At 59.4% G+C, this 12,903-nt stretch carries 14 protein-coding genes; 5 read left to right on the top strand and 9 right to left on the bottom strand.

Annotation, left to right across the window (positions count from 1 at the left end; all coding sequences use genetic code 11):
* Positions 1-156 precede the first annotated feature (156 nt).
* Together GV818_RS07630 and GV818_RS07625 are read left to right on the top strand one after the other, a co-directional pair.
* Positions 157-1,488 (top strand): dicarboxylate/amino acid:cation symporter, encoded by a 1,332-nt coding sequence (locus GV818_RS07630; protein WP_161755974.1) that lies wholly within the window; start codon positions 157-159, stop codon positions 1,486-1,488.
* 148 nt (positions 1,489-1,636) lie between these two features.
* Positions 1,637-2,818 carry a CaiB/BaiF CoA transferase family protein gene (locus tag GV818_RS07625; protein ID WP_161776262.1) on the top strand — a complete coding sequence of 394 codons (1,182 nt, stop codon included), beginning with the start codon at positions 1,637-1,639 and terminating at the stop codon, positions 2,816-2,818.
* A gap of 33 nt (positions 2,819-2,851) precedes the next feature.
* Here the strand turns inward: GV818_RS07625 and GV818_RS07620 are convergent, their stop codons facing one another.
* Both GV818_RS07620 and GV818_RS07615 read right to left on the bottom strand, forming a co-directional pair.
* Positions 2,852-3,346: a SprT family zinc-dependent metalloprotease gene (locus GV818_RS07620; protein ID WP_161755972.1), complete on the bottom strand. Its 495-nt coding sequence runs from the start codon at positions 3,344-3,346 to the stop codon at positions 2,852-2,854.
* Positions 3,347-3,497: 151 nt separating this feature from the next.
* Positions 3,498-4,100, bottom strand: coding sequence for a Yip1 family protein (locus GV818_RS07615; protein WP_161755971.1), 603 nt, complete (start codon positions 4,098-4,100; stop codon positions 3,498-3,500).
* Positions 4,101-4,390: 290 nt separating this feature from the next.
* Here GV818_RS07615 and ttcA point away from each other — a divergent pair, with 290 nt between their 5' ends.
* Entirely contained in the window at positions 4,391-5,215 is an 825-nt protein-coding gene (gene ttcA, locus GV818_RS07610; RefSeq protein WP_161755970.1) for a tRNA 2-thiocytidine(32) synthetase TtcA, read from the top strand.
* Between the two features lie 59 nt (positions 5,216-5,274).
* On the opposite strand, the gene GV818_RS07605 is transcribed toward ttcA, so the two are convergent.
* The 3 genes from GV818_RS07605 to GV818_RS07595 all read right to left on the bottom strand — a co-directional run bounded on the left by GV818_RS07605 (position 5,275) and on the right by GV818_RS07595 (position 9,418).
* Positions 5,275-6,810 carry an ArnT family glycosyltransferase gene (locus tag GV818_RS07605; RefSeq protein WP_161776260.1) on the bottom strand — a complete coding sequence of 512 codons (1,536 nt, stop codon included), beginning with the start codon at positions 6,808-6,810 and terminating at the stop codon, positions 5,275-5,277.
* 132 nt (positions 6,811-6,942) lie between these two features.
* Positions 6,943-8,595 (bottom strand): lipid IV(A) 4-amino-4-deoxy-L-arabinosyltransferase, encoded by a 1,653-nt coding sequence (arnT, locus tag GV818_RS07600; protein WP_161755968.1) that lies wholly within the window; start codon positions 8,593-8,595, stop codon positions 6,943-6,945.
* Between the two features lie 343 nt (positions 8,596-8,938).
* The gene (locus GV818_RS07595) at positions 8,939-9,418 is read right to left on the bottom strand and encodes a histidine phosphatase family protein (protein WP_372242071.1); all 480 of its coding nucleotides are present in this window, start codon (positions 9,416-9,418) and stop codon (positions 8,939-8,941) included.
* A 36-nt stretch (positions 9,419-9,454) separates the two neighbouring features.
* On the opposite strand from GV818_RS07595, the gene GV818_RS34080 reads away from it, so the two are divergent.
* Positions 9,455-9,868, top strand: coding sequence for a hypothetical protein (locus tag GV818_RS34080; protein ID WP_178124782.1), 414 nt, complete (start codon positions 9,455-9,457; stop codon positions 9,866-9,868).
* A 203-nt stretch (positions 9,869-10,071) separates the two neighbouring features.
* Here GV818_RS34080 and GV818_RS07585 read toward each other — a convergent pair whose 3' ends face one another.
* From GV818_RS07585 to arsC, 4 genes are all read right to left on the bottom strand, one after another.
* Positions 10,072-10,743: a DNA-3-methyladenine glycosylase I gene (locus GV818_RS07585; protein WP_161776256.1), complete on the bottom strand. Its 672-nt coding sequence runs from the start codon at positions 10,741-10,743 to the stop codon at positions 10,072-10,074.
* Between the two features lie 126 nt (positions 10,744-10,869).
* Positions 10,870-11,292: a DUF2069 domain-containing protein gene (locus tag GV818_RS07580; RefSeq protein WP_161755965.1), complete on the bottom strand. Its 423-nt coding sequence runs from the start codon at positions 11,290-11,292 to the stop codon at positions 10,870-10,872.
* Positions 11,285-11,890 (bottom strand): NAD(P)H:quinone oxidoreductase, encoded by a 606-nt coding sequence (wrbA, locus tag GV818_RS07575; RefSeq protein WP_161755964.1) that lies wholly within the window; start codon positions 11,888-11,890, stop codon positions 11,285-11,287. Before wrbA ends, GV818_RS07580 begins: the two co-directional genes overlap by 8 nt.
* Complete coding sequence (arsC, locus tag GV818_RS07570; RefSeq protein ID WP_161776254.1) at positions 11,887-12,240, bottom strand: arsenate reductase (glutaredoxin); 354 nt, start codon at positions 12,238-12,240, stop codon at positions 11,887-11,889. Before arsC ends, wrbA begins: the two co-directional genes overlap by 4 nt.
* A 138-nt stretch (positions 12,241-12,378) precedes the next feature.
* Here arsC and GV818_RS07565 point away from each other — a divergent pair, with 138 nt between their 5' ends.
* Positions 12,379-12,843: a TlpA disulfide reductase family protein gene (locus GV818_RS07565; RefSeq protein ID WP_161776252.1), complete on the top strand. Its 465-nt coding sequence runs from the start codon at positions 12,379-12,381 to the stop codon at positions 12,841-12,843.
* Positions 12,844-12,903 lie beyond the last annotated feature (60 nt).

The following is a 12,903-nucleotide window of genomic DNA, read 5'->3' as shown; positions in this document are numbered from 1 at the left end:
TTTTTTGACGAGATGGCACGGGCTTTGCGATAGAGCCGAGAGATCTGCCAGCACGCAGCTCGACACAACAAATCCCTCCAGCGCAGGAGGGTTCGCACTATAGGCACCGCATGCATCGACGGAAGGTGTATGCCGGGGCTCTTGAGGAACTTTGCAATGACGACTCGTCAGCCACTGTACAAATCCCTGTATTTCCAGGTGATCGTTGCTATCACCATCGGCATCCTGCTCGGTCACTTCTACCCGCAGACCGGCGTTGCCCTCAAGCCTTTGGGCGATGGGTTCATCAAACTGATCAAGATGGTCATTGCGCCGATCATTTTCTGCACCGTGGTGAGCGGTATTGCCGGCATGCAGAATATGAAGTCAGTGGGCAAGACTGGCGGCTATGCGCTGCTGTATTTCGAAGTCGTCTCTACCATTGCCTTGCTGATTGGCCTGGTCGTGGTCAACGTCGTGCAGCCGGGCGCGGGCATGCATATTGATGTTTCGACTCTGGATGCCTCGAAAGTCGCGGCCTATGTGACTGCGGGTGCCGATCAGAGCATCGTCGGCTTCATCCTCAACATCATCCCGTCGACCATCGTCGGTGCCTTCGCCAACGGCGATATCCTGCAAGTGCTGATGTTCTCGGTGATCTTCGGTTTCGCCCTGCATCGCCTGGGTGCCTATGGCAAGCCGGTGCTGGATTTCATCGACCGTTTTGCCCACGTGATGTTCAACATCATCAACATGATCATGAAGCTCGCGCCCCTGGGTGCGCTGGGCGCCATGGCCTTTACCATTGGTGCCTACGGTGTGGGCTCCCTGGTGCAGTTGGGCCAGTTGATGATCTGCTTCTACATCACCTGCGTAGTGTTCGTACTGGTGGTCCTGGGCGCTATCTGCCGCGCTCACGGCTTCAGCGTGATCAAGCTGATTCGCTACATCCGTGAAGAACTGCTGATCGTGCTGGGGACTTCCTCCTCGGAATCGGCACTGCCGCGCATGCTGATCAAGATGGAACGCCTGGGTGCCAAGAAGTCGGTGGTCGGCCTGGTGATCCCAACCGGTTACTCCTTCAACCTCGACGGTACTTCGATCTACCTGACCATGGCTGCGGTGTTCATCGCCCAGGCTACTGACACCCATATGGACATCACCCACCAGATCACTCTGCTGCTGGTGCTGCTGCTGTCCTCCAAAGGTGCTGCTGGCGTGACCGGCAGCGGCTTCATCGTCCTGGCGGCAACCTTGTCGGCCGTGGGGCACTTGCCGGTAGCTGGCCTGGCGCTGATCCTGGGTATCGACCGCTTCATGTCCGAAGCCCGCGCCCTGACCAACCTGGTGGGCAATGCCGTGGCCACCTTGGTGGTCGCCAAGTGGGTCAAGGAACTGGATGAAGATAAGCTGCAGGTCGAGCTGGCTTCCGGTGGTCGGGCGATTACTGACACCCGTGAAACCGATGACCTGGGTGTGGCCGAAGGTCCGGCACCGAGCATCAAGTAAGCGTCACTGAACATGAGAAACCCGCTTCGGCGGGTTTTTTATTGCCTGGCGCTTGAGCGCAACGGTCAGTGAGGCTGACCGTTGCGGTAATTGTTGGAGCGCTCACGGCTGCCTACTCTGTGGGCAGTCGATCAACAGGAGAGGGCATATGCAAGGGCCGTTGGTGTCACTTAAGGTACTGGATTTCTCTACTCTGTTGCCGGGGCCGTTCGCCTCGCTGCTGCTGGCGGACATGGGCGCCGAGGTGCTGCGTATCGAGTCACCAACTCGCATGGACCTAGTGCGGGTGCTGCCGCCCCATGACAGTGGGGTGTCCGCCAGTCACGCCTACCTCAACCGCAACAAGCGCAGCCTGGCCCTGGATCTCAAGCGGCCCGAGGCACTTGAGGTAGTCCGGCAGTTGGTGCACGACTACGACATCGTCCTTGAGCAGTTCCGCCCGGGGGTGATGGAGCGCCTCGGCCTGGGGTATGAGGCGTTGAAGGCGATCAACCCACGGTTGATCTACGTCTCCATCACCGGTTATGGCCAGACCGGGCCTTACCGGGATCGTGCCGGGCACGATATCAACTACCTGGCCCTGGCCGGGTTGGCCAGCCAGACCGGGCGCCAGGACCAGGGGCCATTGCCCCTGGGCATTCAAGCCGCGGATATTGCCGGGGGCTCGCTACACGGTGTGATCGGTCTGCTGGCGGCAGTGATCGCCCGCCAGCACAGCGGCCTGGGCCAGCGCCTGGACGTGAGCATGACCGATTGCGTGTTCAGCTTGAACGCCATGGCCGGAGCCGGTTACCTGGCTTGTGGGGTTGTGCCTGGGATGGAGCAGCAGGTGCTCAATGGCGGCAGTTTCTATGACTACTATCGCAGCCGGGATGGCCGTTGGCTGTCCGTCGGTAGCCTGGAGCCAGTGTTCATGCAGCAGCTATGTCAGGCGCTGGGACGGCCTGAGCTGGCAGCCCAGGGTTTGTCTTCCAGGCCTGAGCAGCAACAGGCCCTCAAGCAGGCCTTGCAGTTCGAGTTCGAAAAACACGACTTCGCCGAGCTTTGCCAGTTGTTCTCAGGGCTTGATGCTTGTGTCGAACCGGTGCTGAGCCTGGCCGAGGCGGTGGCACATCCCCAGTTGCAGGCCCGCCAACTGGTCAGCCAGGTGCCCCGTGGCGATGGCAGCTTCCAGGCGCAAATGGCCTGCCCGTTGAAGTTTTCCGAAGGCTTGCCCGAGCCGCGACACATCGGTGCCCAGTTGGGTGCGCATTCGGCTCAAGTACTTGCGGAGTTGGGCTATAGCCCGGAACGTATCGAGGAGCTGCGGTGCAGTCGAGTCATCGCGTAGGAAGCTGATTGCCGACGAAGCGCTTTCGTCCCTTCACTCGACTCGGGTTTCCCCGCTGTAAACCAGGGTGTGCCGGCAGCGTCGGCACAGGTAGCGGCGCCCCTGGGCCACCAGCCTGTGGCGTTGTGCGGAGAACGGGAAGTCGCTCTCGGCACAGGGACAGCGGTAGATGTAGCGGGTCATGCTACGGCGTTTGATCTCATAGGTGTGGCAGCGATTGGGCGGCAGTTCGTACACCCCGCGCATGATCAGTTGCCATTCTTCGCCGTGGGGCTGAATGCGCTCGCCGAACAGCTGATGGGCGATCAGGTGCGCGACCTCGTGGGCCACGGTCTGCTTGAGGAAATCCTCGGTGTTTTCCCGGTACAGCTGCGGATTGAAGCGCAGCAGGTTTTCATGCAAATGAGCGACTCCGGCTTTCTGGCCGCGCAATTTGAGGCTGACCACCGGGCGTTTGAAAGGGCGTTTGAAAAAGGATTCAGCGAGTAGGAAACAGTCTTCGACGCGGGTATTGAGTGGCTCGGGCATGCTTAACGGTTCTCCAGAGCGACTGAGTATGCCGCAAAGACCGGAGAATCCGAATCCTCCGGGCGCCGAATGGTCGTCAGATCGTGCCCATAAAGAAGGCCGCCTTGCGGCGGCCTGTGGTGGCAGACAGAGGATTATTATTGGTGTGGCGTCAGTTGGTGTACACGGGGCCGACGCCCAGGCCCCAGACAATCACGGTGAAGGCCATGATCGCTACCAGTACCACCAGTCCCACCGCCAGTACCGAGCTGGAAAACAGGAATCCCTCATCCGACGGGATGTTCATGAAGGTCGGCAGCCCGACGTAGAGCAGGTACACCGTGTAGCAGATAGCTGCGGTGCCGACGATCATCCCCAACCACATATGGGGGTACAGCGCCGCCAGGCCTCCGACGAACAGCGGTGTCGCGGTGTAGGTGGCAAAGGCCACGCAGCGCGCCAGGCTCGGGTTGGCGTCATAGGTGCGAGCCATCCAGTGAATGAAGGCTCCCATCACCGCCACGCCGCCAAGCATGGCCAGGTACGACATGATGGTCATCCACAGGGCGCTTTCCATGGTCAGCATCACTGGCGCGCGACTGCCGATGACCCAGCCAACCTGAGTGGTGCCAATAAACGCCGAGATTGCGGGGATCGCCGCCAGAACCAGCGTGTGAGTGAGGTACATGTGGCTGATGCTTTCCTCGGCATCGCCACGGATGTCTCGCCATTCCTGATCGGGGTGGGTGAAGAGTCCTACGACATGATGAATCATGGTCAGTCACTCCTTGGTTATTGCCATCGCCCCCCAACGGAGCGCTTACAGCCAAGTGGCACAGTCAGTTAGGTCTACATATGCGTGCGACCTTATGTCGCAGTATAGGGAGGAGTTTTCGTCAGATGTGCGCACCTTTAGAGCAAATTGCGCTGTAAACCCCTGGGTTAATCGCTAGCGTCTCTGTCACCCGGGGGCTGTAGCCGCTGCTCGGGGGCGCTTTCGCGGGGTTGGGGTTTTTGCGTAAAATGTCCGGCTTTTCGTCACACACCTCGCGGATTTCAAGCGCCATGGGCACTCTTACGGTCAACCAGAACAAACTGCAGAAACGCCTTCGCCGACTGGCGGGCGAAGCGGTCGCCGATTTCAACATGATCGAAGACGGTGACAAGGTGATGGTTTGCCTGTCCGGTGGTAAGGACAGCTACGCCATGCTCGACGTGCTGCTGCACCTGCAGAAGGTGGCGCCGATCAAGTTCGAGATCGTTGCGGTGAACATGGACCAGAAGCAGCCGGGCTTTCCTGAGCATGTGTTGCCGGCCTACCTCAAGGCGTTGGGGATCGAGTACCACATTGTCGAGAAGGACACTTACTCGGTGGTCAAGGAGCTGATACCCGAAGGCAAGACCACCTGCTCGCTATGCTCGCGCCTGCGCCGCGGCACTCTGTATACCTTCGCCGACGAAATCGGTGCGACCAAGATGGCCCTGGGGCACCATCGCGACGATATCGTCGAGACCTTTTTCCTCAACATGTTCTATAACGGCTCACTCAAGGCCATGCCGCCCAAGCTGCGGGCCGATGACGGGCGCAACGTGGTGATCCGGCCACTGGCCTACTGCAGCGAGAAGGACATCCAGGCCTACTCCGACCTCAAGCAATTCCCGATCATTCCTTGCAACCTCTGTGGTTCCCAGGAGAACCTGCAGCGTCAGGTGGTCAAGGAAATGCTGCAGGAGTGGGAGCGCAAAAGCCCGGGTCGTACCGAGAGCATCTTCCGAGGCTTGCAGAATGTGATCCCGTCACAGCTGGCGGATCGCAATCTGTTCGACTTTACCAATCTGCGTATCGATGACAGCGCCGCATCGCGCTTCGTCAACCTGGTGAACCTCTGACCCACCCGTATTGAGCCTTTGCTGCGACGCCGGTGATTACCGGTGTCGCAGCGCAGTTTTCAAGCACCTGGTACCTGAGGGATAAAGGCCACGCTGCCCTCTGCGGATTTCTTGGCCAGGCGCTCGCCGTTGGTGGGGGTTGTGCGAATCATCTGATGATCGCCACTCAGGTAGCTCAGCATCAGCGGTTCATTCTCGCTCTGTTGCACGAAAATCAACGTGCGTTGGGGATCCCAGTGCTGGCCGCTGGTCTTATCCAGCCAGGCCATGAAGTCTGCACTGTTGCCTGTGCGAGGAAAGTCCAGGGTTTGCGCCACGTAATAGAACGGCATCCCCTGATTCTGCAGGTACATCGGCAACTTGTTGTCCACCTCGATCATCACCATGCGCCATTGGTTCCAGGGGGCGATGCGACTCGCCTCGGCTCTGACCTGCGCGCTGAACTGGAGCACACCGCCGCCGCCATTGCTCCAGGGGTAGGCAATCCCCAGTACCAGCAGTAGCACTCCAACTGCGCTGGCAAAGCCGATGACCCAGCGCCGCTCGCTGGGTTTGCCGCTGGCGCGTCTTTGCTGCAGGTGTCGGCTCAGCCACCAAGCCCCCAACAATTGGGCGAAGGGCACCAGTGGCAGGACGTAGTAACTGCGCCGGCTACCGCTGGCGGTGAAGAACAAAAACAGCAGGCCCAGAGCCCAGACCAGCCAGCGCTCGTTGGGTTGCAGCTGGCGCCAGTGACGGGCGGCTACCCAGAGGCCGATGATCCAGCAAGGGGCCCAGGGCAAGGTATAGGCCGGTAGGTAGATCAGGTAGGTGTAGATCGGCCCGACATGATCGAACGGGTCGAAGAAGCGCACCACATTTTCGCGGAAGACCAGGCTCAGGCCGCTTTCGCCGTAGGTCGGGGCACCGTACAGGTGCGAGAGTACGAACGGCACCATGTAGAACAGGCCGGCAATCAACAGCGCCAGGCACAGGCGCAGATTCAAGTGGCGTTTCCAGCGACCCTGGCTCAGCAGATGAGGCAGCAGAATCAGGCCCGGCAGGACGAAACCAATCAGGCCCTTGAGCAGCGAAGTCGCCGCCAGCAGCAGGAAGAACACGCTGTAGCGACCCAGGCGTGTGTCTTCCGGGCCACGCCAGTACCACCACACCGAGGCCAGGACGCCGCATACGGTGAGAATGTCGGCAGTGGCCACCCGTGCCCAGAACGCGAAGTAGAACGTGGTGGCCAGCATCCAACCGGCGATCAGTCCGGTGCCTTTGTGAAACAGTCGCTCGCCGATCAGATACACCAGCCAGATGCTCAACCACGCGGCGAGCACCGACGACAGGCGCAACGACCAGGGCCCCAGCCCCCCCATCAGCCAGGCGCTGGCGGTAATCAGCCAGTAGGACGGCAGGGGTTTGTCGTAGTAGGGGCTGCCCTTCAGATAGGGATCGAAGTAGTCGCCACTCTGCAGCATCTGCAATGCGATGTTGGCCCAGCGAGTTTCCGGCCCCCACAATTCACGGGAACCCAGGCCCAGCAGCAGGATCAAGGCCGATACGCCGAGGAGCAGGATCAGCGCCTTGCGCTCGCTGTTGTAGAAATTCATACACGGGTTTCCCAAAGGAGGAGGTCGAAAGAGTCGCAGTCATCCATGGCGCAACTGCACCTAAAAAAACGCCAGCGCCAACCGCAGTCGACGCTGACGCTGTACCTCATGCGTCAGGGGAGCCTGTGCAGGTCAGGGTTGGCTCTGTGGCAGGATCAGGATCAGTATGTTGCCTTCCTCGTAGCGTTTGCCGCCGGTCGGCAGCAGTGCCACTTCCTCATTCTCGACCACGTCCTTGACCCGCATGACTACGCCCACCGAACCCAGCTTGCGTGCTTCGCTCACCCATTGTCCGACGTCGGCCATGTTGGTTTTGCGCTGCGCCGAATCAGGATAAGCCAGGCCATATTTCAATTCGCCCTCGGTGTTGTACAGCGTCACCTCCGGGCGTTGCAGGCGCCAGGCCAGGGCCGAGGCAGCCCCCAGGTCGTTACTCAGCAGGGTCTTGGTCTGCTTGAGTTCCTCGATGTGTTCCTTGATGAACTGGTCCGGCATCTGGTTGTGCACGATGAGCCCGGGCATACCCGCTGGCAGCAGGGCGACCAGCAACCAGATACCCAACGCTGGGGCTGCCCAGTAGTGCAGGGGCTTGGAGGCCGGTAGCAGATTGGCGATGATCCAGCCCATCAGCATGATGAATACCAGGGACAGGCTGAGCATTTCGTTGTGGCCATAAACCGGCCGGGTCAGTTGGATGACCAGCAGCGCCACCATTGCTCCGACACCAATCAACAGGTTGAGCAAGCTGTTGAGCCGAATAGCGCGACTCTGCAGGGCGTTCACTCGGTCGATCAGGGTGTTGCCCATGAGTACGGCCAAGGGCAGCAGGCACGGCATGATGTAGGTTGGCAGCTTGCCGCGGCTCAGACTGAAAAAAACCAGCGGCAGCAGGAACCACAGCAACAGGAAACCAGTTGCCGCCTGGCGTTTATCTTTCCAGGCTTGAATGAATGTAGTGGGCAGGAGGGCAGCCCAAGGCAGGCTGGAGGCTACCAGCAGAGGCAGGTAGAACCACCAGGGGCGGGTGTGTTGCGCATTGTCGGCGGCGAAGCGGCGAATATGCTCATGCCAGAAGAAAAAGCGCCAGAAGTCGGGCTCGTGAGCATGAATGCTCAGGACCCAGGGCAGGCTGATGCCGATTGCTACTACTACTGCTACCAGGCCATAACGCAGCAATTCACCAAGGCGACGCTGCCAGAGCATGTAGGGCAGGGCGATGAGTACGGGTAGCAGCCAGGCGAGGAAGCCCTTGGTCATGAAACCCATGCCGCAAGCGGCACCCAGCACGGCCCAGGCCAGCATGCGACCGCGGCGGGTCTGGCTGTCCAGGGCGAACCACAGCGCCACCAGGCTCAGGTTGACCCATAAGGTGAACTGCGGATCCAGGTTGGAATACCCCGCTTGCCCGGCAATCAGGCCAAAGCTCATGTACAGCAAGGCCGCAGTGAAGCTCTTGCGCGGGTCGTTCCACATCCGGCGGGTGATCAGGTAGGCCAGCAGTACGCTCAAACCGGTGCTGAGGGCCGAGGCGATGCGCACCCCAAACAGGTTGTCGCCGAATACCGCCTGCCCGATGGCAATCATCCAGTAGCCGGCAATGGGTTTCTCGAAGTAACGGATGCCCATGAAATGTGGCGCAACCCAGTCCCCGCTCAGCAGCATCTCCTGGCTGATTTGCGCGTAGCGGGTTTCGTCGGGAATCCACAAGCCGTGAGTGGTCAGTGGGAGCAGGTAGAACAGGCCGAAGGCCAACAACAGAAATGGCAACGCCCAACGCTTGGTCATGCCGTTTTCGCTCCTGCAAGCAGTGCAGTCATGAGGCGTGGTGCTCGTTCCATAAGCTGGGGGCGTAAAGTGCGGTGCATTGCTGTCCTCGAAGTCAGGTAAGGAGTTCAACGTACAAGTTCTGGTGTCGGAGCTCACTGATAATCAGCGATTGCCGCATCAGCAGATTTCTCAAAATAAACCATAGCTTTCATCTGGTCTTTCAGGCGTTTTTGAGAATGCTTGTTATAAAGAGCTGGCACTAATTGCTAATAGTGCAAAACACAACAAAGTCAAATAAATAACAGGCTGGCTAGTCTGTCTGTCAGCTGAGTGAAGTCTGTTGTTGTGTTGTTAAAAATAGTTACAGATTGTTGGGCATCTCTTTAAGTACCTGAGGCCAGTTTCTTGCATTCATGATTCCCACTACTTGCATTTCACCGTCTGCGGTCAGGGTCACGAATAACGAACTGGTGTATTCACTGGCCAGGGCGTGGGCGAATCCCAGATGGCTTTCCAGATCACTGATGCAGCCGCTGTGGGTGACCAGGATCAGGTTACGTCCTTGAAGCTTGTGGGCTTTAATATCCCTTTCAAGGTTCTTGCCACAGGTCACCAGCCATTCCTGGGTTCTAGGCGCTTGATTGAACATGGACTGTGTGGTTTGCAGGGTGCGCGTCATGGGGCTGCTCAGGACATCCGTATGCTCCATGCCAAGAGTGCGAAAGGCCTGGCCCAGTTCGCTGGCTGTGACGCTGCCAAGCTGGGTGATGCCGTCCGCAGGGCCCAGGCACGGATTGGCAGAGCGATCGCAGCGCTCTGAGTGACGCACCAGAACAATCACCTGGCCGGCTCGCCAGTGCTCATAGAGACCGCTCTGTTGCATCTGGTTGTCGAGGGCCAGGTCTTGAGGGGTTGCAGGCCACAACATAAAGCCGCTGACCACGATAGTCAGGGCGACCGCAATCGCACTGAAGATGATTTTTCTGGAGCGGCGCATGCTGGCGGTTTTAGCTTGGGGGCCGGCTTGCAGAGTATTGACCACGTCGTTTACCTGAATATGTTTTTGAGAGGTTTTTTAATTCGGGTTGAAACTAATGTTCTGCAACGAACCGGCACGCGCACCGGCATCAGCGCCGCCACTAGAGCCAACTTAAAGAAGGCCAGGTGGGGGAATGGTGAAAGCAATGTGAAAAAAACGAATGGCATAGCGCCGGCCTGTTTTACGCCAGACAGCAAACGTTCAGGTTACGAGTTTGAGAAAAGCGTTACCCGCCAAGCGATGGGCGAATGAGCTTCGCGTCCTGCAGCTATTTTTAATGGCGCTGTTCTTATCGGTATGACAAGCCGAAGAAACTGTAGCTGAGAAAAAAACTTCTGTGGAAAAACTGCAGGTTAGTTCAGCTTTCTGTCAGCTAGAGACGCGAGGAGATGACTGCTTCAGTCCGGTGTCCGGAGACGAAGCAGTGCGGGAGGCAAGAGTAATGACCAGCGGGCTTAGTGGTTGACGGTATAGGTCAGCATGGCTGAAAGCTGGCACAGCGGCCTGCCACTTTCGTTCTGCCATTGGTTGAACACGTCTTGTACCAAGGCCTGGTCGCGTTTGCTGCTGGGCACTTTGTCGATGATGTTCTGCGCGCTGAGTGCGGCGACCACATCCCAGGTAGGAATGAAGGTGTCTTTGCCCACCATGCGCAGGAAACGTGGCGCCGAGAGGCCACCCATCTGATTGCCGTGTTTGGCCAGGTACTGCCAGAGCCCGGTAATGTCCTGGACCGGCCAGTCGGCGATAAAGGCGCCGAAGCGGGTGTGTTGCTGCTCCACGTCGAGGATCATCTGGGCGTTGCGCGGGACGCTTTTGAGCTTACCCAGATGGCGAATGATTCGCGTGTCCTGCATCAGCCGCTCCAGGTGCTCGGCGCCCATCAGCACCACCTTGTCTGGATCGAAGCCAAAGAACACTTGTTCGAATGCCGGCCATTTGGCATCCACCAGGCTGTGCTTCAGGCCGGCACGAAAGACCCGCAATGCCAGGGTCGACAAATAGCGATCGGCGCTCAGTGAACGCAGATAGTCATCACTGGCTGGCGTTGGCAGCTGGGCTTCCAGTGCCGCGGTGGAGCCGAAGCGGTTAAGACAGTATTCATTCAGCCATTTGTAATCGTGCATGCCTGCTCCGGGTCGGTGTGGGAGTGTCGCTCAGCGAGTCTGTCGATCAAGATTGGGGCGCGAAACGACGATGCAAGTTCCCCGGAGCATTGCCTTGCGTTCCGGGGAACTCGTGTGCCTTCAGGATCAGGCTGGGCTTGCGCCTTCGCCGGCAAGCCTGCGGTTGAGCTGGAAGCGCCAGCGCACGTACAGCAACGCCGAGGTGAACACCGCCAGGCTAGCGAACATCTCCAGCAGGCCGAACAGCTGGCGATTCGGATCGTAGGCCGCCAGTGCACCCTTGATGAAGTACAGGTTGACCACGAAGCACATCCACGAATGTCCGCGAGCACTGCCACTGAGCATGCCGGGCGCCATCAGCAACAGAGGCAGTAACTCGATCAGCAGGATCACCCAGGGCCGTGCGCCGTGCAGGTCGGCTATCAGCAGGTAATACACGCAGAGCAGGCCTACCAGGCCGAGAAAGCAGATCAGGCTGAGGACCCGGGTTACCCGGACCCGGGGTTCCAGCCACTCCACCGCAGGCAGGATTTTCGGCTTCTTAGCCACGGCCGCTCTCCAGTTGCTGGGCGGTTTTCGCCAGGCGCAGGCCCAGGGCCCGGCACAGCGCGATTTCGTGCTCGTCCAGCGGGCTCTTGCCGTCCGCCCCGGCATGATGGCTGGCGCCGTATGGGGTGCCACCGCCACGGGTTTCCAGCAAGGCCGACTCGCTGTAGGGCAGGCCAGTGATCAACATGCCGTGATGCAACAGTGGCAGCATCATCGACAACAAGGTGGCTTCCTGGCCGCCATGCAAGCTGGCGGTGGAGGTGAACACTCCGGCGGGTTTGCCCACCAGTGCGCCGGTCAGCCAGAGGTTGCTGGTGCCGTCGAGAAAGTATTTCAACGGTGCTGCCATGTTGCCGAAGCGAGTCGGGCTGCCCAGGGCCAGGCCCGAGCAGTGCTTCAGGTCATCAAGGCTGGCGTAGAGCGCGCCGCTCTCGGGGATGCTCGGTGCCACGGCTTCGCACTCGGCGGAAATTGCCGGGACGGTGCGCAGTCGGGCTTCCAGGCCCGCCTGCTCGATGCCTCGGGCGATCTGCCGGGCCATCTCGTTGGTCGAGCCATTGCGGCTGTAGTACAACACCAGGATATACGGCGTGCTCAAGGCAGAATCTCCAGCACATTTTCCGGCGGCCGGCCGATGATGGCCCTGTCAGCGGTTTCGAGAATCGGCCGTTCCATGAGCTTCGGGTGCTGGGCGATGGCGGCAATCAACTGCTCTTCGTTGAGGCTGCTGTCTGCCAGGTCGAGGCTTTTGTACTCATCTTCACCCGTACGCAGTAATTGACGCGCACTGATACCGAGCTTGCCCAGCAGGCTGCGCAGTTGGGTTGCGTCCAGTGGCGTTTCCAGGTAGCGGACCACGGTTGGAGCCAGGCCGCGTTGTTCCAGGAGTTCCAGTGCAGCACGGGATTTCGAGCAGCGCGGGTTGTGATAAAGCGTCAGATCGGTCATGTGCGGGTCGCATCTTGCGTAAGGTGGCGGCTATTCTACCCGGGCGACGGGCTCTCCTGAACCTTGGGAGTCGATAGGTCGCAGCAACAAGGGTTACCGATCATTTTTCAAGACCTCCTTCAAGACAGGAAACGGTGCATGGCAAGGCAATTGGCAGCAATATTGGCGATTTTCACCACCTTGCTGCTTGGCGGCTGTGGCAATGACTACGGGGTTGACCAGTACGGTCAGAAAGTCGCTGCTGAACGCCTCGATAAACAGTGGCTGGTGCTCAACTACTGGGCTGAGTGGTGCGGGCCTTGCCGGACAGAGGTGCCTGAGTTGAATGCCTTGAACGAGCAGCTCAAGGGGCAGTCGGCGACGGTGCTGGGAGTCAACTTCGATAATGTTCAGGGCGATGAGCTCAAGAGCGCCAGCGAAAAACTGGGTATCAAGTTCACTGTGCTGGCGCAGAACCCAGCTGAGATTTTCGAGCTGCCACGTAGCGAGGCGTTGCCGGTGACCTACATCATCGACGACAAGGGCAAGGTGCGTGAGCAAATGCTGGGCGAGCAGACTGCGGCGGGCGTGCTGGAGAAGCTGCGGACTCTGCGCGGTCATTGAAGAAAGGCCGGGATTCTTGTAGCTGCCGGCGCAGGCTGCGCCAGCGGCTACAGAATGGTG

Origin of the sequence: Pseudomonas sp. Fl4BN1 (assembly GCF_009908285.1) — a bacterium.
Classification (GTDB): domain Bacteria; phylum Pseudomonadota; class Gammaproteobacteria; order Pseudomonadales; family Pseudomonadaceae; genus Aquipseudomonas.
Note: the sequence above shows the minus strand (reverse complement) of the source record. Positions and strands in the feature narration are given on the sequence as shown.